This window comes from Streptomyces sp. SCPE 10 (assembly GCF_051980735.1).
Taxonomy (GTDB): domain Bacteria; phylum Actinomycetota; class Actinomycetes; order Streptomycetales; family Streptomycetaceae; genus Streptomyces; species Streptomyces misionensis.
The window spans coordinates 4,151,675-4,174,668 of record NZ_CP197069.1 but is presented as its reverse complement, the minus strand read 5'-3'; the positions used below and the strand labels follow the sequence as shown (position 1 = coordinate 4,174,668).

Below are 22,994 nucleotides of genomic sequence, written 5' to 3'. Positions count from 1 at the left end.
CACCGCACCGCCAACCCCCGTGCAAACCGGGGCAGGACGTGAGCTTCGTCATCCCGCCGGGCGCCGCCGGCTGTCCAACTGCGGTAGAGATGGCGGCATATGACAACGGCCCGAACCGGAGCGACGCGGCTCACACCATTCCATCGGGGTGGCCCCACCCGCTATGGTCACCCGTCGGTGGGTCGAGACCCCTCGACACCGCCGTGCCCTCGGGGGGAGGGAAGGAACCCAGGACGATGCCCGTACCCGTACCGCGGCAGAGAGCGATCCCGGCCGTGGAGAGTGGTCAGGCGCCGGCCGCCGGCGCCGTCGGCGCCCCCCTCAAGGAAGAGGCCCACCGCGACGCCGCGCCCGCCGGCGGCACCACTCTCACCCTGCTGCTGATCGAGGACGACCCGGTCGGCTCGCCGATCGTGCCCGAACTGCTGGACTCCTCCGGCAAGCCGATCCGTGTGCGCACCGCCCGCAACCTCACCGAGGCCGAGCGGCTGCTCACCGACGACGTCCACTGCATCCTGCTGGACCTGGCGCTGCCCGCGCCGGGCGGCAAGGAGACCGACGACGAGCTGGCCGTGCTCCGGCACGTCCTCCAGCTCGCGCCCCGGCACGCCGTGCTCGCCCTGACCGGCTCCGGCGACGCCGAGCGCGGCGCCGAGGCGGTGCGCGTCGGCGCGCAGGACTACCTCTTCCGGGACGAACTGGACGGCCGGCTGCTCAGCCGCGCCATCCGGTACGCGGTGGAGCGCAAGCGGTCCGACACCGCCGAGCGGCGGCTCACCGAGAGCAGGCTGCGGGCGCAGGAGAACCGGCGCCTGGAGCGAGGGCTGCTGCCCACGCCGCTCCTCGACGGCTCCTCGCTGCGGTTCGCGGCCCGCTACCGTCCGGGCCGCTCCCGGGCGCTGCTCGGCGGCGACTTCTACGACGCCGTCCGCACCCCCGACGGCACGGTGCACGCCATGATCGGCGACGTCTGCGGGCACGGCCCGGACGAGGCCGCGCTCGGCGTGGAGCTGCGCATCGCGTGGCGCGCGCTGACCCTGGCCGGGCTGTGCGGGGACGAGCTGCTGGGCACGCTCCAGGAGGTGCTGGAGCACGAGCGCGCGGACGAGGAGATCTTCGCGACGCTGTGCACGGTGGACATCGCGCCCGACGGCCGGCACGCGGGCCTGTGCCTGGCCGGCCACCCGGCGCCCCTGCTGGCCCGCCCCGGCCGCCCCGCGAAGCTGCTGCCCTACGACGACAACGGCCCCGCCCTCGGCCTGCTGCCCGGCGTCCACTGGTCGCGCACGCAGGTGGAGCTGGGCGCCGAGTGGAGTCTGATGCTGTACACCGACGGCCTGATCGAGGGCCGGATCGGGACCGGCGGGGAACGGCTCGGCCAGGAGGGGATGGTGGAGATGGTCAGCCGCCAGCTCTCCGAGGGGCTGCACGGCGAGGAACTGCTGCGGGCCGCCGTGCAGGAGGTGCGCCGCCTCAACGGCGGTGAGCTGACGGACGACGTGGCCGTGGTGCTGCTGGACCGGACGGAGTAGAGCGGCCGGGAGGGGTCAGCGGCCGCCGTTGTAGGGGCCGTACGGGCCGTCGCTGCTGCTGCCGCGGCGGCGGCCGAAGCCGTTGCCGCCGGTGACGTGCCGCAGGGCGGGGCGGACGTCCACGATGTACACGATGCTCGCCACCGCGCCGGCGATCGGCAGGATGGACAGGATCGAGAACAGGATGCTGACGACCAGGGCGATGCCCAGGATGATCAGCCAGAAGACCTTGTTCTGCTTGTCGGCCGCGCGGAAGGCGTCCTCGCGGCGCACGGCGGCGTCGACGAGCGCGAACGCGGCCAGGGCCATGAGGACGATCTTCAGGATTCCCATGAATCCGCTGAAGCCCAACATCAGCATGCTTCCCACCGCCCGTGATCTCCCTCTCGGTCCCTACGCCGCCACCGTACCCATAGAACGGGCCGGACACCCCAAAGGTGCCCGGCCCGTTCCGCGTCCGCTACCCCTCGGTCACTTGGCCGGCGGGGTGGTCTTCTTCACGGGGGTGGTCTTGCGGGCGGCCGGGGCCTTCTTGGCGGCGGCCTTCTTCTCCGCGGCGGACTCCGGCGTGACGATCCTGGTCGGGGCGGGCTTGGCGGGCTCGTCCTTGACCTCGACCGGCTCGGGCTTGCCCTCGACCGCGATGGCCAGCTCCTCGATCTCCTCGGCGGCCTCGCCGCGCCAGCCCTTCACGGCCTGCTCGCCGTGCTCGGCGACCTTCTCGTAGGTCTCCCGGGCCTTGACGGCGTACTCGGCGGCGACGCCCACACCGCGCAGGGCGAGGTCCTGGGCCTGCTCGCCGAGCTTCTTCAGGTCGACGTCGAGGCCGCCGAACAGCTCGGTGACCTTGGTCTGCAGGGTCTCCTGCGCCTCCTTGGCCCGGGCGGCGGCCTTCTCCTGCACGGACTTGGGGTCGGTGTTGCGCACCTTGTCGATCCGGGCGGGGGCCTCGGCGCGCAGCTGCTCGACCAGGGCGGGCACCTTCTTGGCCTGCTGGATGGCGAGGTCGGCGGTGCCGGCGGCGAAGTAGAGCGGGGTCGGGTCGCTGAGGGTCTTGCGCAGGTCGTCGGTGATGGCCATGGTGATGGTCCTCCCGGATTCGCGTTCGGCTGAGGTTGTCTGGTTCGCGGTGGGCGCCCGGTGCCCTGGTCCGGCGTCAGCCGGCCGTCCGCCGCGAACCGGCATCGTCGTCGCCGGTTTCCTCCTCCGTACCGTCCGGCGCCTGGGCGGGCTCGCCGATCCCGAATCCGTTCTCTTTCCGGAAGGACTCGTAGATCTGGAGCAGCACCTGCTTCTGCCGCTCGTTGAGCGAGGGATCGGCGAGGATGACGGCACGCGTCTCCACTTCATCCCGGTCCCGCTCGGCGTCGAGGATGCCGGCGCGCACGTACAGCGTCTCGGCGGAGATCCGCAGCGCCTTGGCGACCTGCTGCAACACCTCCGCGCTCGGCTTGCGCAGCCCGCGCTCGATCTGGCTCAGGTACGGATTGGACACCCCGGCGGCATCGGCGAGCTGCCGCAACGACAGCTGCGCGTTTCGCCGCTGCTCGCGCAGGTACTCACCGAGATTGCCGACGTTCAGCGATGCCATGCCTCCACCATGCCCCGCCCCGCTAACAATTGCAAGCACCCGCTTGCAAAAGTGTGTCGGGGGCCGGAGGGGGTGGGGAGGCCCGGACGGAATCCGGCCCTCAGCCTCGGCAGATACAGAAGGGGTGGCCGGCCGGGTCGGTGAGGACCCGGGCGCTTCCGGCGTCGTGAGGCTGGTGATCGGGCTTGCCCGCGCCCAGTTCCAGCAGCCGCGCCTCGGCCTCGTCCAGGTCCGCAACCTCGAAGCAGAGGTGCAGTTGCTGGGGAACCGTCTGCCCGGGCCAGCACGGGGGCCGGTAGTCGTCGACCCGCTGGAATCCGAGGAAGAGCCCGTCCCCGCGGTCGAGACCCGCGAAGTCCGCGTCCGACTTCGGATGCGGCGCGAAGCCGGTGGCCTGCTGGTAGAAGGCGGCCAGGGCCGGCGGGTCGGGGCAGTCGAGCGTGATCGCGACCAGTTTCATCCGTAGGGACATGGCTCAGTCGCCCCGCTCCTGGCCCCGCGGAGCCAGGACCACCTGGCAGGCCGCCCAGGCGCGGTCGGTCAGCAGGGGGCGCAGCCGGGTGAAGAGCGGCAGGAGTTCGGGGGCCTGGGCGGCGCGGAAGGCCGGGTCGACGCGGGCGATGTCGAGTTCGTTGGCCGCCGTCAACTCGGCGAAGTCCCGGGCCAGTTGCGGCTCGGGGACGTGGGTGCGGCCGGTGAAGCGGTCGTGGAAGGGCGCGCCGGGGGCCGGGAGGGCCGGGTAGGTGGCCCCGCGGTCGCAGGAGGCGTAGAGGTGGACGATCGCCTCGGCCTCCGCGCCGATCACCGCGGCGAGTTCGGTACGGCGGTCCGGGGGCAGCAGCCTGGTCGGGAAGCCGTCCGTGCCGTAGCAGGCGTGGCACAGGCCCGCGAGCTGGAGGGCCGGGCGGGCGCCCCAGCCGGCGAGCAGTTCGCGGACGCGCTGGAGGTGCACGAGGAGGGTGCCGCCCGGGTGGGCGACGCGGGTGGCGCCGAGCCGGCGCAGCAGCGCGGTGGCCTGCGCGGAATCGGCAAGGGAAGCGGACACGAGGCGGGTTCCTTCCGTCACTCGGGTCGGCACCCGTCCGTGCCCCCGCCCGGGGTTCCGGACCCCCGCGCGGGCACCGGACGGGTTGCCGCCCTGGGCCCTGCGCCGATCATCCCGAGCCCGCCAATCCCAGTCAATCCTATGGATTTCTCCCTCCATCCAAGCTAAAGCTTGGGTATGACCTTGGATGATCTCCGTGTCTTCGTGGCCGTGTGCCGGGCCGGCAGCCTCAGCGCCGTCGCCCGGGAGCTGGGCCGCACGCAGTCGGCCGTGAGCCAGCATGTGAAGCGGCTGGAGCGGGAGACCGGGGTGAGCCTGCTGGAGCGCCAGCCGCGCGGGGTCGTGCCGACCGAGGCGGGGCGCGTGCTGCGGGACGCCGCGGCCGACGGCATCGCGGGGCTGGACCTGGCGCTGCGGCGCCTCGGGGACCTGGTCAACGGCGACAGCGGCACGGTGCGCGTCACCACGGGCGGCACGACCGTACGGCACTTCATGTCCGAGGCGATCGTCGCCTTCCGGCAGCGCCACCCGAGGGTGAGCCTGGAGTTCCAGACGGAGACCTCCAGCCGGAGCTGCTTCGACGCGCTCGTCGCCGACAAGCTGGACCTCGCCTGGGTCACCATCGGCGGGCCGGTGCGCGGCATCGAGCAGCGCACCGTCGTCGAACTCCCGTGGGTGCTCGCCGTCCGCGCGGACGACCCGCTGGCGGCCCGGTCCCGGATCGACGTCGCCGACCTCGCGGGGATCAGCCTCATCCGGCTGCCGCAGAACTCCACCTCGGGCATCCGCCTCGACGCCGCCTTCGCCGAACTGGGCATCCGCGGCAGCTCCGACACCAGCGTCGCCGACTGGGACACCGCCCTGCTGCTGGCCGAACTCGGCCTCGGACACGCCGTGGTGCCGGCCCTGCCCGGCCGGCCCTCCCCCGGCGACGACGGTCCCCTGCGCCTCGTCCCCATCCCCGGCCTGCCCCCGCTCCCCGTGGGCTGGGCCGTCCGCCGCTGGGACGCGCTGGCCCCGCTCGCCCGCGCCTTCGCCGACACCGTCGCCGCCTGTTGCACGGGGAGGGGCGGGAACGCGCGGGGTGCCGGGGCGCGGTGAGGGGCGGGGGCCGGTCGCCGGTTACGGGGTCCGCGCGCGCAGTCCTCTGACGCCGGGCGCGAGGAGTGCCGCCGCCGTGGCCGCCGTGATCAGCGCCGCGCAGACCGCCAGCGCGTGGGCCGGGCCCACCGCCGTCGCCGCCGGGCCGGCCAGCAGGAGGCCGAGGGGGGCGAAGGAGAGGGAGCCGAACCAGTCGTAGGAGCTGACCCGGGAGAGGGCGTGCTCGGGGACCTCGCGGTGGATGGTCGTGGTCCACAGCACGCCGAAGACGTCGCTCGCGACGCCCGCGCCGAACATCGCGACGGCGATCAGCCAGACCGGGGCCGCGGCCGCGAGCAGGGCGATCGGGACGGCGGCGGGGAAGGTGCACAGGACCGCCACGAGGAGGGGGCGGGAGACCCGCACCCGGGCGGCCAGCCCGGCGCCCGCGATGGTGCCGACCGCCTGCGCCGCCACGACGACCGACCAGGCGCGCGCCCCGCCCAGCCGGCTTTCGGCCATCAGGGGGCCGAGGACGCCCGCGTTGGCGTTCAGCGCGGCGACCACGACGGCGTACTGGGCGACCACCACCCACAGCCACTGCCGGGACGAGAACTCCCGCCAGCCCTCCCGCAGTTCAGTCCAGCCGGAAGTGCCGCCCCGGGGCCGCGCCGGCACCCGCAGCCGTGCCGTCAGCGCCGCGCTGATCCCGAAGGACGCGGCGTTCAGTGCCAGCGCCCAGCCCGCGCCCACCGCCGCCACGGTCACCCCGGACAGCGCGAGGCCCAGCAGCATGGAGCTGTTGGTGCCCATGCGGAGCAGACCGTTGGCGCGTTGCAGACGCTCTTTGGGGACCAGCAGCGGGACCAGGCCCTCGGACGCGGGGGCGAACAGGGCCGTCGCCGTACCGGCCAGAACGGCCAGGACGCACATCCCCGGCAGCGGCGCCACCCCGGTCAGCACCATGGCGGCCAGCGCGCCGTACGCCCCGGCGCCGAGCACGTCCGCCGCGGCCATCAGCGCCGAACGCGACATCCGGTCCGCGATCACCCCACCCACCAGCACGAACAGCAGCTGCGGCAGCGCCTGGCAGGCCACCACCAGGGACAGCCGGCCCGGGCTCGCACCCGGCAGCGACAGCACGGCGAAGGCGAGGGCCACCCGCGCGAAGCCGTTGCCCAGCACGGAGACGACCCGCGCGGACAGCAGGAGGGTGAAGCGGGGATCGCGCCACAGGGGCGGGGCGGCCGCGGGCCCGCCCGGGAGGGTCTCGTCCCGGGGGGTCTCGTCCCGAGGGGTCTCGCGCGAAGGCACCGTCACGGCCGGGCAGTCTAGGGCCTCTCGTTTGGGTCTTGCCGGGCTCGCGGGCCCTGGCACCGCGCCTCGCGGCGTTGTCGTCGGTTGCCATGGCTCCGCCATGTCGCCCTCCTCCGCCTTGCGACGCACGGCACCAGACCCCGCTCCCTGATCCGGCCACATCCAAACGAAAGACCCTAGGGGATCGGTCAGGATTGGAGAAGCACGCCCGCGCCGCTCCCCGTTACGGTGGCCCGCATGGACGAGGTCACCGCACAGCCCGCCGCCGACCGCCACGATCTGATCCGGGTGCACGGGGCACGCGAGAACAATCTGAAGGACATCACCGTCGAGCTGCCCAAGCGCCGGCTGACGGTGTTCACGGGCGTGTCCGGCTCGGGCAAGAGCTCGCTGGTGTTCGACACGATCGCCGCGGAGTCGCAGCGGCTGATCAACGAGACGTACAGCGCGTTCGTGCAGGGCTTCATGCCGACCCTCGCCCGCCCCGACGTGGACGTCCTGGAGGGGCTGACCACCGCGATCATCGTGGACCAGCAGCGGATGGGCGCCGACCCGCGCTCCACCGTCGGCACCGTCACCGACGCGGGCGCCATGCTGCGCATCCTCTACAGCCGGCTCGGCACACCGCACATCGGCTCGCCCAAGGCGTTCTCCTTCAACGTGGCCTCGATCAGCGGGGCCGGCGCGGTCACCGTGGAACGCGGCGGCAAGCAGGTCAAGGAGCGGCGCAGCTTCAGCATCACCGGCGGCATGTGCCCGCGCTGCGAGGGCCGGGGCACCGTCACCGACCTCGACCTCACCCAGCTCTACGACGACTCGAAGTCGCTGCGCGAGGGCGCGCTGATGGTGCCCGGCTACAAGGCGGGCGGCTGGAACCACCGCCTGTACGCCGAGTCCGGTCTGGTCGACCCGGACAAGCCGATCCGCTCGTACACGAAGCGGGAACTGGCCGACTTCCTGCACCGCGAGCCGACCCGGATGAAGATCGCGGGCATCAACATGACGTACGAGGGGCTGATCCCGCGCATCCAGCGGTCGATGCTCGCCAAGGACCGGGAGGGGATGCAGCCGCACATCCGGGAGTTCGTGGACCGCGCGGTCACCTTCACCACCTGCCCCGACTGCGCGGGCACCCGCCTGACCGAGGCGGCCCGCTCCTCGAAGATCGACGGGATCGGCATCGCCGACGCGTGCGCGATGCAGATCAGCGACCTGGCGGACTGGGTGCGGAAGCTGACCGAGCCGTCGGTGGCGCCGCTGCTGGAGTCGCTGCGGCAGACCCTCGACTCGTTCACGGAGATCGGCCTCGGCTACCTCTCGCTGGACCGGCCCGCGGGCACCCTGTCGGGCGGCGAGGCGCAGCGCGTGAAGATGATCCGGCACCTCGGGTCCTCGCTCACCGATGTGACGTACGTCTTCGACGAGCCCTCCATCGGTCTGCACCCGCACGACGTCCAGCGGATGAACGCGCTGCTGCTGCGGCTGCGCGACAAGGGCAACACGGTGCTCGTGGTGGAGCACAAGCCCGAGGTGATCGCGATCGCCGACCATGTGGTGGACCTCGGGCCGGGCGCGGGCACGGCGGGCGGCACGGTCTGCTACGAGGGGAGCCTCGCGGGGCTGCGGGCCGCGGGCACCCTCACCGGACGTCATCTGGACGACCGGGCCACGCTGAAGGAGACGGCGCGCAAGCCCACGGGCGCGCTGGAGATCCGGGGTGCCACCACGCACAACCTGCGCGGGGTCGACGTGGACGTTCCGCTCGGCGTGCTGACCGTGATCACCGGGGTCGCCGGGTCCGGCAAGAGTTCGCTGGTGCACGGGTCGATCCCGGCGGGCGCGGGTGTCGTATCGGTCGACCAGACGCCGATCCGGGGGTCCCGACGCAGCAACCCGGCGACGTACACGGGGCTGCTCGACCCGATCCGCAAGGCCTTCGCCAAGGCCAACGGGGTCAAGCCCGCGCTGTTCAGCGCCAATTCGGAGGGTGCCTGCCCCAACTGCAACGGCGCGGGCGTCGTGTACACCGATCTCGCGATGATGGCCGGGGTCACGACGACGTGCGAGGAGTGCGAGGGCAGGCGGTTCGAGGCGTCCGTGCTCCGGTACCGGCTCGGCGGGCGGGACATCAGCGAGGTGCTGGCGATGCCGGTGACCGAGGCGGCGGAATTCTTCGGCGCGGGCGAGGCGCACACGCCCGCGGCCCACCGGATCCTCGGCCGGATGGCCGACGTGGGTCTCGGCTACCTCACCCTCGGCCAGCCGCTCACCACGCTGTCCGGCGGTGAGCGGCAGCGGCTGAAGCTGGCCACGCACATGGCCGACAAGGGCGGTGTCTACGTCCTGGACGAGCCGACCACCGGTCTGCACCTCGCCGACGTCGACCAACTCCTCGGCCTGCTCGACCGGTTGGTGGACTCCGGCAAGTCCGTGATCGTCGTGGAGCACCATCAGGCGGTCATGGCCCACGCGGACTGGATCATCGACCTCGGCCCGGGGGCGGGACACGACGGCGGCCGGATCGTCTTCGAGGGCACCCCGGCCGACCTGGTCGCGGCCCGCTCGACGCTCACCGGGGAGCACCTGGCGGCGTACGTGGGGGCGTGATCACACCCGCGCCACCCACTCCCCCACCGGCCGGAAGGCGGCCTCCCTCAGGCCGTACCGGGCACGCCCGTGTCACGCGGGTCCCAGCCGGGGCAGCGCGCCCGGGCGTCCCGACAGGCCCAGCGAGGCCGTCGCCGCCGCCAGCGTCATGCCGTACGACGCCACCGCCCGCCGCACGTTCGGCGCGTCCAGGCTCGACCCGGTGACCAGCCGGTCGAGGTCGACGTAGGCCGAGCGGACCAGCTCGATCCAGCGGTAGACCCGCCAGTCCTCGCGCCAGTTCCGGGTGAACCGCTCCGGCAGCCGCTCCTCCCAGCGGCGGAACATCCGGTCCCGGATCTCCGGCCGGGTCGGGGTGAGGTGCATGTGCCGGACCAGCTCGTACAGCGGGTCCCCGACCAGGGCCATCTCCCAGTCGATGAGGGTCAGGGCGGGTCCGTCGTCGCGGCGCACCAGGTTCCACGGGTTCAGGTCGCCGTGCAGCAGGGCGGGGGCGCGGTCGGTGACGCGGTGCCGGGCGAGGATCTCGCGCAGCCGGGGGGCGTCGGGCAGTCCGAGGAAGCGGGCGGCCTGCCGGGACTCGCGGGGCAGGCCCTCGACCAGCGCGACCAGCTGCTCGCTCAGCCAGCCGTGGAAGCCGGGCCGGCCGCCGAGCGGATCGAGTCCGGCGTGGTCGACCCCGGTCAGCGCGGCCAGCTGGTCGACCAGGCAGTCCGCCTCGTGCGGGCGCAGTCCGTGCACCGGGTGGTCGGGACGGCGGCCCAGGTCGCGGGCGCCCTCGTAGGTGTGGACGGCGAAGCGGTCGGCGCGGTAGCGGTGGGCCGGGTCGGTGGCGTGACTGGTGCCCAGGGCGAGGACCCGGGGCGCGGCGACCGGCACCCCGGAGCGTTCGATGGCGGCGAGGACGGCGTGCTCGCTGAGGAAGCTGCGTTCGCGGCGCGGCACGACGGTGACCTCGCGGCGCATGACCACCGGGAAGCCGGTGCCCGGCACCCGCAGCACGGTGGTCAGGTGGGCGGCGCCCTTGAACACCCGCTCGGCCGGTGCGGCGCCCTCCAGGAACAGGGCGTCGGCGACCGCACGGTGCGGGAAGTCGGGGTGCTCGGGGACCCGCCGGTCGGGCACCCAGCCGATGCTGCGGGGGCGCCGGCCCGGCCGGGAGGCGCCGCGCCGGAAGAGGATGCGCTCGATCTCGCGCTCGCCCGGCACCCGGCCGAGGCACAGCGGTTCGGTGGCCGCGCGCAGCGCGTCGCCCACGGTGGCGGTGGCCCGGGCCAGGGCCGCCGGCCCGAAGGAGCGCTCCAGGGCGCGCACGGCCCCGACGACGTCGGCGTAGAGGGCCTGGGCGTGCACGAGCGCGAGGTGGTGGGGCAGGTCCTTGGCCAGTCCGGCGACGGCCGCGGGCCGTACCCGGTGCACCGCCTCGGCCCAGGCCCGCACGGTCGCCTCCCGCTCGGGGCCGCGGCGGCGCGTGCGCACCAGGTGGACGGCGAGGTCGTACAACGGGTCGCCGTAGCTCGCCAGTTCCCAGCCCGTGCAGTGCAAGCCGTCGGCCGTGAGGACGAGCCGGCCGGGGCCCGGGTCGCCGTGGAGGAGGCCGTAGGGCCGGCGGGTGAGCGCGGGCACCCGGTCGGCGAACCGGGTGAGCGCGTCCTCGGGGACGCCGAGGGCGGTGAACAGGCCGCCGTACGCGCGCCAGTCGGGGTGGCGGACCTGCCGGTCGGCGAGGCGGGCCAGGGTGCGCACGAACCCCTGGGAGTCGGTGTGGTTGCGCGGCCAGTGCGCGGGCAGGGGCGGCAGCGCGGGGCCGCGCACCTGGGTGACGGCCGCGAGCAGCGCGGCCGCGGCCTCCGGCGGCGGGCCGTCGCCGGCTTCCGGCACCCGGCCGTCCACATGGCTGTGGATGAGGTAGCCGTCCCCGGCGGCCAGGCATTCGGGGGCCCTCGGCAGCACCCGGTGGACCGCGCGCAGGATCTCCGCCTCGCCGCTCCAGGTGCGGACGGCCGGGGCGGCGTCCGGCCGGGGCAGCCGCACGGTGACGAGCGTGCCCGGGGCGCGGCCGAGCAGACCGGCGAGCGGTTCGGTCAGCGGCAGCACGTGGTCGCGGTGGCGCGGGCCCTCGCGTGTCACCCCCTCGGCCGCGGCACGGGCCGCGAACGCGCGGCAGGCGGCGTCCGTACGCGTGCTTCCGGCACGCTCCGCCGCCGCGGTAGGGGGAACTGGCGGTGCGCCCACTGGCCGCTCCGAGGGTCGATCGCACAAGGGGGAGGACCTGTCGGACGACGGGTCCGGGGAAACGCTATTCCCCCGTGGTGGCCGGTGCGGTCTCCGGGCGCGGTGGAGTAGCCGAACGGGTGGTCCGCCGCCCGGTTGTGCCGGGGCGGCGGCCGGAACCGGTTCGGCGCCGGTTCCGTGCCCGGGTGCGCGCGCGGCGGGCGGTGACCGGCCGCGCCGGCCGGTCAACCGGTCTGCACACCGCCCCTGAGTAGGCGCAACAGCGGTTCCAGCGAACGGACGACGTGTGTGGCGCCGGCCGCGCGCAGCGGCTTCTCCTTGTCCTCGTTGCGGGCGTAGCCCAGGAAGGGGACCCCGGCGTCGCGGGCCGCGGCGAAGTCCGAGGGGGCGTCGCCGATCATCAGGGCGTCGGCGGGGGCGGCGCCGGTCGCGCTGAGCGCGCGCAGCAGGCAGTGCGGGTCCGGCTTGAGGTGGTGCAGTTGCTCGGTACGGCCGTACAGGTGCGGTGCGAAGCAGGCGGTCAGGCCCCTGGACTCCAAGTAGGTGCGCACCACGCGGGGCGAGTTGTTGGTGGTGACGGCGAGCCGGGCGCCGACGGCGGTCCAGGTGCGGATCACGGGGTCGGCGTAGGCGGTGGGCAGGGCGGAGGAGGCGGCGCGCAGTTCCTCCTGGGTGAGGCGTTCCTCCAGGCCGGTGACGAGGTCGCTGCCGGGGCGGCTGCGGCCCACCGCGCGCAGCACCACCTGGGGGTCCGGGGTCGTCCGCTCGGACTCGGTGAGCAGGCCGTGCAGGCCCTGCCGCTCCAGCCAGCCGACCAGGTCGGCGGCGATCCGCTCGGCCTTGTGGGTGGCGAACAGCCGGCAGATGGGGCCGTCGAAGTCCCACAGCACGACCCGGGCGGAAGTGATCAGTACACGAAGCTTCTCGATCTCGTTCGCATCAGAAGTCGTATGAGAAGTCACTAGGAGAGTGTCAGGTCCGTGGAGATGGTTTCCCAGAGGGCGTCGAACCACTTCTGCGATTCCTCCACGAAAGCGGCGTCCCGCTGTCCGGCCCGCTGCTCGAAGGAGAAGAGCAGGGACTCGGAGCCCACCGCGTCGTACATCTCCAGCGTCCCCCGGTCGGTGGCCTCGGCGCGGCGCGTGATCATGTAGTGGGCGAACAGCGCCTCGTCCCCGTTGAGCAGATAGAGCTTCACCGGAGGGGTGAACGGCAGTGCCCGGAAGGTCACGTTCACCTCGATGTCGTGGGTGCCGCGCAGGGCCTGGAGGTTGTACCGGAGCACCTGCCCCTGGGCGTTGCGCATCGCCAGCCAGCGCTGGTGCACCGCGTCGTCCTCCGCGCCGCCGGCCTCGACCGACACCGGGAAGGCGAGGTTGATCTCCCTGGACGGCAGCAGGATCCGGGCATCGATCCGCTCCGGGCGCAGCTTGCCCTCGTGGATCAGGCGCAGCGGCTCGCCGAGGGCGGGGATCAGGCTCTGCGCGGTCAGGCAGAGGGCGTCGATGCGCACGCGCGGCGCCGCGAACGCCTCGGTGAGCCGGGGCGCGAGGGCCACCATGGTCGGCTGCGGCTCGTCGGGCCCGGACTGCGGCACGGCGACGCGCGGCGGACTGCCCTTGGTCACATCGCTGAGCAGACCGTCCTGCTGAAGCTCCCGCAGCGCCTGGCGCACCGCACCGCGCTCCACGCCGAACTCCTCGGCCAGTTCCGCCTGGGTGGGCAGCCGCTCACCCGGCCGCAGGACCCCGGCACGAATGCGTTCGCGCAGGACACCCGCGATCTCCCGAGGGTTGTGCCTGCCGCTGCCGTTCACTGCCACCTGCTCCTGAGTCACAACCAAACGCTACAACTCACTTCCATTCAGCGGCAGTTGTCGTGCAGTTGTTTGTCAAGTGACACCAAGTGGGCCGAACCACGCCGAGGTTGGCTGCCAAGGGTGCCGAGTTGGCCACGGTGGCACCGCGCGGCCCTGGAGGTGCGCACCGCAAGCCGGCGCTCGTGCGGCACCCACACCCCGATCTTGGCCGGTTTCGGTTCGCCCGATCGGATGAGCCGAGGCTGCTCGCCGACGCCCGGCGTGAGCGACACCGAGGTCGTGCAGAGCGCGTCGATCCGCACGCGGGGGGCGGCGAACGCGGCGGCGACCCGCGGGCCGGGCCCCGCCACCGTGGGCTGCGGCAACGCGGCGGGAGACGGGGCCGCGAGCGCCGCGCCACCCGGGCGGGGCTGCCCTTCCCGCCAACTTCCGGCAGTTCACCGACAGCTGGTTACAAGCCGCCCTCCGACGGAGATAAGTGGAGTAAGTTGGCAGCCAACTCGGCTGACATGGTCAAGCTTTCCCGTGGTTGGCCGTACCGGGCCCCGATCCGGAGGGGAGCCGGGAGCCCGGACCGGGGACGGCCGGCGAAGCGCACAGCCACAACTGAAGACGCCGACAACTGAACACGACGCGCACAGCCACAACTGAACACCACCCAGTACAGCCACAACTGAACAGCTCGCTACGGATACCCGGTTCGGCACCGCTGACGAGGGGAGCGGTCAGAAGATGTCCGGGCACCACGGGAGCCCGGGCGAGCGGAACAGGGCGTCGGCCTGACGGACGGCGCCCTCTCGTTCTTCGCGCACCCGGCCCAGCGCCGCGAGCCGCAGCAGCGACTCCCCGCCCAGCCACACCGACGCCAGCTCCCGCACATCCAGGGCGAGATCCGCGCTCGCGGTGGTCGGCGTACAGGAGGCACCGGAGGGCGAGGCGTCCAGCCGGTAGCGGCCGGCGGCGAACCCGGCCTCGTCCGCGATCTCCAGCACCAGCGCGCCCTCCCTCTCGTAGGTGCGCGCCTCCAGGGCCCGTACGACGTCCAGGACGCGCACCCACAGCCAGTCCGACTGCTCGGTGATCCGGGCGGCGCGCGGGTCGGGCAGGCACAGCGGCAGCAGGTCGTCGGGGGCGCGGTAGCCGCTGTCGACCCTGGAGATCCAGTCGATCGAGCACAGGTAGTGCCACAGGCCGCGCTCGGCCGCCGGGGTGGTCCCGAACAGCTTGAAGACGCTCGCGGTCTGGTCGGGCTGCTTGCCCGACCAGGTCTGGTCGCTGGTGTACGACACCAGGCCCTGGGCTTCGCCGCCGGCCGCGCGGTAGAGGGCGTACGTCGGCTCCTTGAACTCGGCGTGGGTGCGCAGCGCCCCGGTGTGCTCCTGCCACCACAGCTCGCCGCGGCTGATCGCGCCGGGCCGGCCGAGGCGGAACCGGTCGTGCAGCTCCGGGCCCAGCTTGCGTACCTCCTCGGCGTCCAGCAGTTCGATCCGGCCACCGTCGTCCGGGCCCGACCAGCGCGGGTCGAGGCCGGCCCGCCGGGCCTCGACGGTCCAGCGGCTCGCCCAGGTGGCCGGGCCGAAGCCGAAGCGGCCGTAGATCGGGTACTCGGCGGCGATCAGCGTGGCCACCACGTCGCCGCGCTCCCGCGCCGCCGCGAGGTCCTGGGCGATCATCCGGCTCAGCATGCCGCGGCGGCGGTGGGTGGGGCTGACGGTGACGCTGCTGATGGCGTCGGCGGGCACCACCCCGCCGCCCACCACGGTCAGCTCCTGCTCGAAGGAGCGCAGGGTGGCCACCCAGCGGCCGCCGTCGACGACCCCCAGGTACCGCCCCGGCACGAACTTCCTCCGGCGGGCGTCGAGTTGTTCGCGGGCGAGGACCGGAGGCTGGGTGAAGCCCACGGCCAGGGCGCGCTGCCAGTCGTCGAAATCGGCCTCGGTGACGGTGCGGACGTCGTTCATGGGCCCACCGTAGGCATCCGCCCCGCGGGGTGTCCCCCCGATTTCCGCCTCACTCCAGCAGGTCGTCGACCTGTGCCTCGCCCATCCGGTAGCGGCGGGCGATCTCCCCGCCGCAGCCGTCGGCGGTGTGCTGCAAGCGCTGGCGGCGCCGCGAGACCTCCTGCTCGTTGCGCACCAACCGGCCCATGGCGACGGTCAGTTCGAGGTCGGTCCGGGCGGTGAGGTCGCTCAGCTCCACCTCGCCGAGCATCTCGGCGGCCAGCCGGCGCACCTCCTCGTTGTGCGGGGGGCCGACGGTCACATGGCGGGCCGAGGAACGGTGCCGGGCCGGGGCGTCCCGCAGGATCTCCGGGAGCCGCTCGACCACGGAGGCGTCCTTCGGCGCGGGCACCGCCGTCCGGCCGCGCCGCGCCAGCTCGGCGCGCAGGATGTCGATCCGGCCCTGCAGCAGCCGCCGCACATAACTGAGGTCGGCCTCGTCGCGCTGGGCGTCGCGGCGCAGCGCGCGCAGTTCGGTCAGGCTCAGCCGGGACAGCTCGGGCTCGGGCGGCCGGGCGGGCGAGGCGGTGACGCCGCTGGGCTCGTCGGCCCGCTGCACGGGCGGCCGGAAGGTCCCCTGCGGGGCCGGCAGCTCGCTGGTGCTGGATGTGCTCATGTGGTGGTGACCGTCCCCTCGACCGGCGTGTGACAGCATCGTGCCACCCCCGGCGCACAGTATGTGACCGAGTGCCCCCGAACAGCCCCGGATGGGCGGTAAGGGTTCCATAAGGTCCGCCTGTGACCGTCCCGCGCCGACCCGGCATCATGGTCCGCATGCGTGCGGTGGTGCAGAGAGTGGACGGCGCGAGCGTCGTCGTGGACGGCGAGACGGTGGGCGCGATCGAGGGCGAGGGCCTGTGCGTGCTCGTCGGCGTGACCCACGACGACACCAAGGAGAAGGCGGCGCAGCTGGCCCGCAAGCTCTGGTCGATCCGGATGCTGACCGGGGAGCGCTCGTGCAGCGATGCCGACGCCCCCCTGCTGGTGATCAGCCAGTTCACCCTGTACGGCGACGCCCGCAAGGGCCGCCGGCCGACGTGGAACGCCGCCGCGCCGGGCGATGTGGCGGAGCCGCTGGTGGAGGAAGTGGTGGCGCAGCTGCGGGCGCTCGGCGCGACGGTGGCGACCGGCCGGTTCGGGGCGCAGATGCGAGTCTCGCTCACCAACGACGGGCCGTTCACGGTGCTGCTGGAGATGTAGCGCGGCCGGCCCGGAGAGGCCGCGCGCCGGTCGCTCACCGGCGCCGCGGCCGGGCGCCGGCCCGCGCCCTCGCGGCGCTACGGCTCGACCACGGTCTCCTGCGCCGCCGCCGTCTCCCCGGCCAGCAGCCGCGCGTCCACCGGCACGTTCCGCTTCACCAGCGCGAGCGCCACCGGACCCAGCTCGTGGTGGCGGACCGACGTCGTCACGAAGCCGATCTTGCGGCCGTCGGGGCCCTCGTCCGCGAGGCGGAGTTCGGTGCCCGGCGCGGGGAGGTGGACCTCGCTGCCGTCGAGGTGCAGGAAGACCAGGCGGCGCGGCGGCTTGCCCAGGTTCTGGACCCGGGCGACGGTCTCCTGCCCCCGGTAGCAGCCCTTCTGGAGGTGCACCGCCGTTCCGATCCAGCCCAGCTCGTGCGGGATCGTGCGGTGGTCGGTCTCGAAGCCGAGCCGGGGCCGGTGCTGCTCCACCCGCAGCGCCTCGTGCGCGAGCAGCCCCGCCGCGGGCCCGTGCGCGGCCGCGAAGGACTCCAGGTCCTCGCGCGGCAGGAAGAGGTCGCGGCCGTACGGCGTCTCGCGTACGGCGACGCCCTCGGGGGCCTGCGCGATGGAGCCGGCGGGCAGGTGGACCACCGCGAAGTCGGCGGTGCGGTCGGCGACGTCCACCCGGTAGAAGAACTTCATCGACTCCAGGTAGGCGACCAGCGCCTCGCGGGTGCCCGGCTCGACGTGCGCCCAGACCGTCGTGCCGTCGTCCACCAGGTAGAGCGCGTGCTCGATGTGTCCGTGCGCGGACAGGATCAGCGCCTCGGTGGCCTGGCCCGCGGGCAGCTCGCTGACGTGCTGGGTGAGCAGGAGGTGCAGCCAGGACAGCCGGTCCTCGCCGGTGACGGTGATGACACCGCGGTGCGAGAGGTCGACGAATCCGGTGCCGTCGGCGAGGGCACGCTGCTCGCGGAACAGGTCGCCGTAGTGGGCGGCGACACCTTCGTCCACGCCCTCGGCGGGGACGGCGCCGGGCAGGGACAGCAGGGGGCTCTTCATATGAGCAAGCCTACGACGTGGCGGACGGGCCCTTCGGCGAACAGTCCTTGCAGCGACCGAAGATCGCGAAGTGCTTCATGTCGGTGTCGAACCCGAACTGCCGGCGCAGTTTGTCCGTGAACTCGGCGGCCACGCTCACATCGGCCTCGATGACGTTCTCGCAGTCCCGGCACACCAGGTGCAGGTGGTGGTGCCGGTCGGCGAGGTGGTACGTCGGCGCACCGTGGCCCAGATGGGCGTGGCTGACCAGGCCCAGCTCCTCCAGCAGCTCCAGCGTGCGGTACACGGTGGAAATGTTGACCCCCGACGCGGTCTTCCTCACTTCCACGAGGATGTCGTCGGGGGTCGCGTGCTCAAGGGTGTCCACGGCTTCGAGGACAAGCTGCCGTTGCGGCGTCAGCCGGTAACCGCGCTGCCTGAGGTCGCTCTTCCAGTCGGTGCTCACCACACCGACGAGTCTAGGGCCTCTCGTTTGGATCAGGCCGGGCTCGCGGGGCCTACTTGAAGAAGGCGATGCCGTCGTCCGGCATGTCGTCCGGGAGGGCCTTGGCCCAGCGTTCGACCTCTTCGGGGGTGACGACCTTCTTCAGGTGGGCGGACATGTAGGGGCGCAGCTCGACCTCGGGGGTCTGCTTCTCGCCGACCCACATGAGGTCGCTCTTGACGTAGCCGTAGAGCCGCTTGCCGCCGGTGTACGGCCGGGCGGCGGCGGTCCGGGCGACGGCGTCCGTCACCAGGTCGATCTGGGGCTTCTTGTCGGCCATCTCGCCGTACCAGATCTCGATGGTGCCGTCGTCACGGGTCATCGTGACCTCGACCTTGCGGTCGGCGTCGATCCGCCAGAAGCCGGACTCCGACTCCAGCGGGCGGACCTTGTTGCCGTCGTTGTCCAGGACCCAGGTGTGGGAGTGGTACTCCAGGAAGTCCCGGCCGTCGTGGCTGAAGGTGACCTCCTGCCCGAAGTTGCACTTCTGCGAGCCGGGGAAGTCGTGCACGCCCGCGCCGGCCCAGTTGCCGAGGAGGAAGGCGAGCGGGACGAGGTCCTTGTGCAGGTCGGACGGGATCTCGATCATGAGCGGAGCTTTCCTGGTGGGAGGGTCAGCGCTGGCCCTGGTACAGCTTCTTCACGGTCAGGTAGGCGAAGGCGAGCACGCCGACGCAGACCAGGACCAGCAGGGTTTCGAAGAAGATCTCCACGGGTGCTCCTTGAGCGAGGGTGGGCATACGACAGAGCCGGAGCCCAGCTTACGCGGCCGGGCGCCGGCTCTCTTTCCGAGGTCGGCCCCAACCGGACCGGAGCAGGTGGATCCGGGTGCGGGTGCCGTCCGCAGTGGTCCAGCCGCGGGCGGCAACGTACCGCAGGCCCCGGTCCCGGAATACCCCGGCGAGCAGGTCCCGGTCGTCCTGGAGGGGGTACTCGTCGACGGCGGCGGCCGTCCTGGGCGGTGGCGAGGCGGGCACGCGCACATGCCGAAGGGCCGCACCCCATCCGGCGTCCAACCCAGGGGTACGGCCCTTCCGCGTGCTGCCGGTCAGACGGCGATGGCGACCTCCGCGAGCCCGCCCTGCTGCGCGACGACCGTGCGGTCGGCGGTGCCACCGGGCACCAGCGCGCGGACGGTCCACGTGCCCTCGGCCGCGTAGAAGCGGAACTGACCGGTCGCCGAGGTCGGAACCTCCGCGGTGAACTCACCGGTCGAGTCGAGCAGACGGACGTAGCCCGTCACCGGCTCGCCGTCACGGGTCACCTGGCCCTGGATGGTGGTCTCACCGGGCTTGATCGCCGAGGCGTCGGGGCCGCCGGCCTTCGCTCCGCACATGCTGTTTCTCCAGAGGTCGCTTGGGGTCGCTTACTTGTTGGCGCCGAGCTCGATCGGCACACCGACGAGGGAGCCGTACTCGGTCCAGGAGCCGTCGTAGTTCTTGACGTTCTCCACGCCGAGCAGCTCGTGCAGCACGAACCAGGTCAGGGCCGAGCGCTCACCGATGCGGCAGTAGGCGATCGTGTCCTTGGCGAGGTCCACGTTCTCGGCGGCGTAGAGCTCCTTGAGCTCCTCGTCCGACTTGAACGTGCCGTCGTCGTTGGCGTTCTTGGACCACGGGATGTTCCGGGCGGTCGGCACGTGGCCGGGGCGCTGGGACTGCTCCTGCGGCAGGTGGGCCGGGGCGAGCAGCTTGCCGGAGAACTCGTCGGGCGAGCGGACGTCGACCAGGTTCTGGGTGCCGATGGCCGCCACGACGTCGTCGCGGAAGGCGCGGATCGAGGCGTCCTGCGGCTTGGCCTTGTACTCGGTCCTGGCGCGCTCGGGCACCTCGTCGCCGGCGACCAGCTCGCGGGCGTCCAGCTCCCACTTCTTGCGGCCGCCGTCGAGGAGCTTGACGTTCTCGTGGCCGTACAGCTTGAAGTACCAGTAGGCGTACGAGGCGAACCAGTTGTTGTTGCCGCCGTAGAGGATCACCGTGTGGTCGTTGCCGATGCCCTTCTCCGACAGGAGCTTCTCGAAGCCCTCCTGGTCGATGAAGTCACGGCGCACCGGGTCCTGGAGGTCCTTGGTCCAGTCGATGCGGATGGCGTTCTTGATGTGGTTCTTCTCGTAGGCGGACGTGTCCTCGTCCACCTCGACGATCGCGATGGTCGGGTCGTCCAGGTGCTCCTGCAGCCAGTCGGCGTCGACCAGGACGTCGCTGCGACTCATGCTCTTTCTCCTCCGGGGCAGTTACGGCGGGCGTGCGGGTACGAAGGGGCGCGCCCGAAGTGCGGGCGGCGCACGGGTGCCCAGCAGGGCGGGGTGAAGGCGCGGAAGTCTCGGACTTTCCGCTCAGAAGGGGCGACAGAGCATGGCGGCAACGCGGCACAGGTCGACTGCCCGCCGCTTCGTGAGATCCGCCTGTCGCTTCATGGTGCCGATCGTAGGGACGTCAGGGCACGCGTGTCACCGGCGTGTCGTATGGCGAGACGCGATCGTCCGAATGGCGGGACGAAAAAGCGCCCGGGTGGCCGGCCGACGGCCTCCGGGCGCTCGCGTCGCGTCCCCGCATCTACGGAACGGACATCACCGTCTCGCCCCTCGGACGAACGGTGTCCGGGCGGGCCGTCCGGCCCCCAGGCCCCTACCCCGCCAGCTTGACGTCCGAACCCCGCACGGTGATCCGCACGCCGTCCTGGGCGGCCTCCACCTTGTCCAGCTTGATGCCGCCGGGCAGCCGGTCGATGGCCTGCTGGAAGTCGGTGATGGTACGGACCCGGTCCTCGGCGAGCGAGAGGCCGGCGACGGCGGGCAGCGAGTCGGCGTGCACCTCGACCTTGTCGTGGACGACGCTGACGGTGCTGAGGACGGAGACGGTGCGGTTGACGGGGATGGCGCCCGCGACGGTGCCGCTCACCTTGGCCGTCACCTTGATCTTCCCGTTGCCGCCGTCCGCGAGGCTGACGACCTGGGCGTTGACCCCGGGCAGGACCTCGGTCGGCTCCGGCTTGGCCGTCTTCAGCAGCTCGTCGTAGGAGATGGTGGCGGTGCCGGTGGCGCTGGAGGCGGTGGCCGAGCTGTAGTCGCCGGAGAAGGAGACGCCCTTCATGTCGGCCTTCAGGTCGTCGATGCGGATCGTCTTGCCGGCGTCGCCGGTGGCCGCGTCGTAGCTCTTGATGCCGACCTCGACGTCGTCCAGGGAGCCGCCGGCGACCTGGGTGAGGAACGGGAAGCCCTTGATGTTCACGTCCGGCGTCGACGCCAGGTTCTCGTTCGCCTTGAGCTTGTCCGCCGCCTGCCCCTGGGCGAAGTGCACCGCCACCCGGTCCACGATCACGAACAGCCCGCCCAGGACGACGACGAGGATCAGCAGTATTCGCAGGGCGCGCATGTGGTGGTTCCCCCGGGTCGGCGTGGCACGGCTACGCCACGGTAACGCCGCGCGGGCGGGGGCACGGAGAATTGTCGATCAGTTGTGACAGGCGCCGCAGCGGCCACCGGACACGATGGGGCCGAACCCGCCGCCCGGTCCCACCCTGGAGACATGTACGCACGGCGACGTCACGTGACCGCTCCCTGACGCGTCCCTCGCACTGCCTCGCAGGCTTCGGGCCGCCGCGCCGGACTCCGTCCGCCGTCTCACCGCGACCCGTCACGCACGGTCTTCGCACCGGCCGCTCCCGCCGACCAGCACCCTCCGCCATGGCGCTGAACCCGCCGCCCGGTCCTACCCTGGAGACATGTACGCACGGCGACGTCACGTGTACTTCGCCATGATGGGGATCTGCGTGGGCCTCTTCGTCCTGGCGTGGGGGGTCGTGCGCATCTGGTCCGTCCCGGCGGCGGTCGGCATGTGCGTCGTGGCCATGGTGATCCCGCCGGTCGCGGCGATGATCGCCAACCGGCGGGGACCGGAGGACCGCTGGTGGGACGACCCCTCCGGCGACCCCGAGTCCGACGAGTGGTGGGACGAACTGGACGGCAAGAAGCGCCCGCGCCGGTAACGGGCTCAGTAGACGAGCGCCTGGGTGTCGTCCGCCAGCGCCTCCTGGACGAAGACCTGCGCACCCGCGATACGGACGCCCTCGATGACGTCCTTCTCGGTGATCTCCCGCCGGGCGGCGCACTGGGTGCACAGCGTGACGCGGCCGGCCGCGAGGAGGGAGTCGAGCAGGTCGGGCAGCGGGGCCGCGTGCGGCAGCTCGAACTCGGCGGCCCGGCCGGGCAGCGCGAACCACGACGACTCCCCGGTCAGCCACAGTGAGACGTCCACCCCACTGGCCACGGCCACCGCCGCGACCGTGAACGCCTGCGAGCAGCGCTCCGGGGCATCGACCCCCGCCGTCACCTTGATCACGAGCTTCTTCGCCATGCGGGAAGCGTAGCCCGGCCCGCTCAGACCGCCACGACGGCGATCGCCACCAGCAGGCTCGCCAGGCTGAGCACGGTCAGCGCACCGCTCACGAACGTGCCGTCGTACGTGCGGGACCTGCGGGATCTGCGGTGCCGTGGCACGGCGACGGGGGCGGGGGCGGGCGCCACCGGCTCCGGCGGACACGGCACCGGCGTCGCCGGGAACAGCGGCGGCGGGATCGCGTATCCGGGGCTGAGCGGGGCGCGGTCTCCCCGCGGGGCGGGTCGCCGGGTCATCCGCGGTGCTCCTGCCGCTGGTGCCGACGCAGCAGCACGTTCGCATCGGCCTCCCCGCTGCGGTCGCACTCGGCCCGCGCCACCGCGCGCCGCTCCCCGAGGGCGAGGCACACCGGGCAGCCGGGCACCGGCCGGGGCGGACGGCTGAGGTCGTCCGGGTCCGCGGGCAGGGCCTGGGCGCGCTCGTTGGCGAGCCGCACCTCGGCGCCGAGGCGCGCGCGGTCGTAGAGGGTGTGCCCGGCCTCGTGGGTGGCCGGATCCGTTCCCGTCATGTTTGCTCCTTTGATCCAACTTCTACACGTAATGCACTTGTTGCACTACTCTGCGTACTCCTGGGGCTGATATGAGGATGGCCCAGCACGGAGGCGGAAACGTACGGATTGGCATCACCTGCCCGCACGTATGGGT

Annotated in this window: 26 protein-coding genes; 5 read left to right on the top strand and 21 right to left on the bottom strand. The window is 72.8% G+C overall.

The features are described from left to right. Positions 1–236 precede the first annotated feature (236 nt). Positions 237–1,532, top strand: coding sequence for a fused response regulator/phosphatase (locus ACSP97_RS19410; protein WP_355149546.1), 1,296 nt, complete (start codon positions 237–239; stop codon positions 1,530–1,532). A 15-nt stretch (positions 1,533–1,547) separates the two neighbouring features. On the opposite strand, the gene ACSP97_RS19405 is transcribed toward ACSP97_RS19410, so the two are convergent. The 5 genes from ACSP97_RS19405 to ACSP97_RS19385 all read right to left on the bottom strand — a co-directional run bounded on the left by ACSP97_RS19405 (position 1,548) and on the right by ACSP97_RS19385 (position 4,168). Next, on the bottom strand, positions 1,548–1,892 hold the full coding sequence (locus tag ACSP97_RS19405; protein ID WP_177330071.1) for a DUF2516 family protein: 345 nt from the start codon (positions 1,890–1,892) through the stop codon (positions 1,548–1,550). Positions 1,893–2,003: 111 nt separating this feature from the next. Beyond that, positions 2,004–2,612 (bottom strand): hypothetical protein, encoded by a 609-nt coding sequence (locus ACSP97_RS19400; RefSeq protein ID WP_355327975.1) that lies wholly within the window; start codon positions 2,610–2,612, stop codon positions 2,004–2,006. 76 nt (positions 2,613–2,688) lie between these two features. Continuing rightward, positions 2,689–3,123, bottom strand: a complete 435-nt coding sequence (locus ACSP97_RS19395; protein WP_355149542.1) for a helix-turn-helix domain-containing protein — start codon at positions 3,121–3,123, stop codon at positions 2,689–2,691. Between the two features lie 100 nt (positions 3,124–3,223). Beyond that, on the bottom strand, positions 3,224–3,595 hold the full coding sequence (locus ACSP97_RS19390; protein ID WP_355149540.1) for a VOC family protein: 372 nt from the start codon (positions 3,593–3,595) through the stop codon (positions 3,224–3,226). A gap of 3 nt (positions 3,596–3,598) precedes the next feature. Further along, complete coding sequence (locus ACSP97_RS19385; protein WP_440553530.1) at positions 3,599–4,168, bottom strand: DUF6817 domain-containing protein; 570 nt, start codon at positions 4,166–4,168, stop codon at positions 3,599–3,601. A 177-nt stretch (positions 4,169–4,345) separates the two neighbouring features. Between ACSP97_RS19385 and ACSP97_RS19380 the strand changes: the two genes are divergently transcribed. Beyond that, positions 4,346–5,269 carry a LysR family transcriptional regulator gene (locus ACSP97_RS19380; RefSeq protein WP_355327971.1) on the top strand — a complete coding sequence of 308 codons (924 nt, stop codon included), beginning with the start codon at positions 4,346–4,348 and terminating at the stop codon, positions 5,267–5,269. Between the two features lie 21 nt (positions 5,270–5,290). Here ACSP97_RS19380 and ACSP97_RS19375 read toward each other — a convergent pair whose 3' ends face one another. Continuing rightward, a complete protein-coding gene (locus ACSP97_RS19375) occupies positions 5,291–6,568 on the bottom strand; it encodes an MFS transporter (protein WP_364730861.1) in 1,278 nt (425 codons plus the stop codon). A 234-nt stretch (positions 6,569–6,802) separates the two neighbouring features. Between ACSP97_RS19375 and ACSP97_RS19370 the strand changes: the two genes are divergently transcribed. Next, positions 6,803–9,172 (top strand): ATP-binding cassette domain-containing protein, encoded by a 2,370-nt coding sequence (locus tag ACSP97_RS19370; RefSeq protein ID WP_440553527.1) that lies wholly within the window; start codon positions 6,803–6,805, stop codon positions 9,170–9,172. Between the two features lie 72 nt (positions 9,173–9,244). Here ACSP97_RS19370 and ACSP97_RS19365 read toward each other — a convergent pair whose 3' ends face one another. The 5 genes from ACSP97_RS19365 to ACSP97_RS19345 all read right to left on the bottom strand — a co-directional run bounded on the left by ACSP97_RS19365 (position 9,245) and on the right by ACSP97_RS19345 (position 15,842). Further along, positions 9,245–11,302: a phosphotransferase family protein gene (locus tag ACSP97_RS19365; protein ID WP_440553525.1), complete on the bottom strand. Its 2,058-nt coding sequence runs from the start codon at positions 11,300–11,302 to the stop codon at positions 9,245–9,247. A 329-nt stretch (positions 11,303–11,631) separates the two neighbouring features. Further along, positions 11,632–12,369 (bottom strand): HAD family hydrolase, encoded by a 738-nt coding sequence (locus ACSP97_RS19360; RefSeq protein ID WP_355149529.1) that lies wholly within the window; start codon positions 12,367–12,369, stop codon positions 11,632–11,634. Then, positions 12,369–13,250: a winged helix-turn-helix domain-containing protein gene (locus tag ACSP97_RS19355; RefSeq protein ID WP_440553523.1), complete on the bottom strand. Its 882-nt coding sequence runs from the start codon at positions 13,248–13,250 to the stop codon at positions 12,369–12,371. The genes ACSP97_RS19360 and ACSP97_RS19355 overlap by 1 nt, the downstream gene beginning before the upstream one ends. Positions 13,251–13,951: 701 nt before the next feature. Further along, positions 13,952–15,187: a GNAT family N-acetyltransferase gene (locus ACSP97_RS19350; protein WP_364730847.1), complete on the bottom strand. Its 1,236-nt coding sequence runs from the start codon at positions 15,185–15,187 to the stop codon at positions 13,952–13,954. Between the two features lie 49 nt (positions 15,188–15,236). Next, positions 15,237–15,842, bottom strand: coding sequence for an RsiG family protein (locus ACSP97_RS19345; protein WP_355149523.1), 606 nt, complete (start codon positions 15,840–15,842; stop codon positions 15,237–15,239). Positions 15,843–16,000: 158 nt separating this feature from the next. Here ACSP97_RS19345 and dtd point away from each other — a divergent pair, with 158 nt between their 5' ends. Continuing rightward, positions 16,001–16,426 carry a D-aminoacyl-tRNA deacylase gene (gene dtd / locus ACSP97_RS19340; RefSeq protein WP_355149809.1) on the top strand — a complete coding sequence of 142 codons (426 nt, stop codon included), beginning with the start codon at positions 16,001–16,003 and terminating at the stop codon, positions 16,424–16,426. Between the two features lie 77 nt (positions 16,427–16,503). Here the strand turns inward: dtd and ygfZ are convergent, their stop codons facing one another. The 7 genes from ygfZ to ACSP97_RS19305 all read right to left on the bottom strand — a co-directional run bounded on the left by ygfZ (position 16,504) and on the right by ACSP97_RS19305 (position 21,327). Beyond that, the gene (gene ygfZ, locus ACSP97_RS19335) at positions 16,504–17,469 is read right to left on the bottom strand and encodes a CAF17-like 4Fe-4S cluster assembly/insertion protein YgfZ (protein ID WP_355149521.1); all 966 of its coding nucleotides are present in this window, start codon (positions 17,467–17,469) and stop codon (positions 16,504–16,506) included. Positions 17,470–17,479: 10 nt separating this feature from the next. Then, positions 17,480–17,917 (bottom strand): Fur family transcriptional regulator, encoded by a 438-nt coding sequence (locus ACSP97_RS19330; protein ID WP_070025152.1) that lies wholly within the window; start codon positions 17,915–17,917, stop codon positions 17,480–17,482. 49 nt (positions 17,918–17,966) lie between these two features. Beyond that, on the bottom strand, positions 17,967–18,542 hold the full coding sequence (locus tag ACSP97_RS19325; protein ID WP_070025151.1) for an FABP family protein: 576 nt from the start codon (positions 18,540–18,542) through the stop codon (positions 17,967–17,969). Between the two features lie 459 nt (positions 18,543–19,001). Further along, positions 19,002–19,289 carry a DUF1416 domain-containing protein gene (locus ACSP97_RS19320; RefSeq protein WP_070025150.1) on the bottom strand — a complete coding sequence of 96 codons (288 nt, stop codon included), beginning with the start codon at positions 19,287–19,289 and terminating at the stop codon, positions 19,002–19,004. Positions 19,290–19,319: 30 nt separating this feature from the next. Next, entirely contained in the window at positions 19,320–20,165 is an 846-nt protein-coding gene (locus ACSP97_RS19315) for a sulfurtransferase (RefSeq protein WP_180330128.1), read from the bottom strand. A 123-nt stretch (positions 20,166–20,288) separates the two neighbouring features. Then, on the bottom strand, positions 20,289–20,369 hold the full coding sequence (locus ACSP97_RS19310) for an Ms5788A family Cys-rich leader peptide (RefSeq protein ID WP_350751515.1): 81 nt from the start codon (positions 20,367–20,369) through the stop codon (positions 20,289–20,291). 211 nt (positions 20,370–20,580) lie between these two features. Further along, entirely contained in the window at positions 20,581–21,327 is a 747-nt protein-coding gene (locus ACSP97_RS19305; RefSeq protein ID WP_355149516.1) for an LmeA family phospholipid-binding protein, read from the bottom strand. A 349-nt stretch (positions 21,328–21,676) separates the two neighbouring features. Here ACSP97_RS19305 and ACSP97_RS19300 point away from each other — a divergent pair, with 349 nt between their 5' ends. After that, complete coding sequence (locus tag ACSP97_RS19300) at positions 21,677–21,940, top strand: DUF3099 domain-containing protein (RefSeq protein WP_180330130.1); 264 nt, start codon at positions 21,677–21,679, stop codon at positions 21,938–21,940. Between the two features lie 5 nt (positions 21,941–21,945). Here the strand turns inward: ACSP97_RS19300 and ACSP97_RS19295 are convergent, their stop codons facing one another. Genes ACSP97_RS19295 through ACSP97_RS19285 form a run of 3 tightly spaced genes read right to left on the bottom strand, consistent with a single transcriptional unit; the run spans position 21,946 to position 22,858 of the window. Next, positions 21,946–22,308, bottom strand: a complete 363-nt coding sequence (locus ACSP97_RS19295; protein ID WP_440553518.1) for a DsrE family protein — start codon at positions 22,306–22,308, stop codon at positions 21,946–21,948. Between the two features lie 23 nt (positions 22,309–22,331). After that, the gene (locus ACSP97_RS19290; protein WP_440553516.1) at positions 22,332–22,586 is read right to left on the bottom strand and encodes a hypothetical protein; all 255 of its coding nucleotides are present in this window, start codon (positions 22,584–22,586) and stop codon (positions 22,332–22,334) included. Beyond that, positions 22,583–22,858: a hypothetical protein gene (locus ACSP97_RS19285; protein ID WP_440553514.1), complete on the bottom strand. Its 276-nt coding sequence runs from the start codon at positions 22,856–22,858 to the stop codon at positions 22,583–22,585. Before ACSP97_RS19285 ends, ACSP97_RS19290 begins: the two co-directional genes overlap by 4 nt. Positions 22,859–22,994 lie beyond the last annotated feature (136 nt).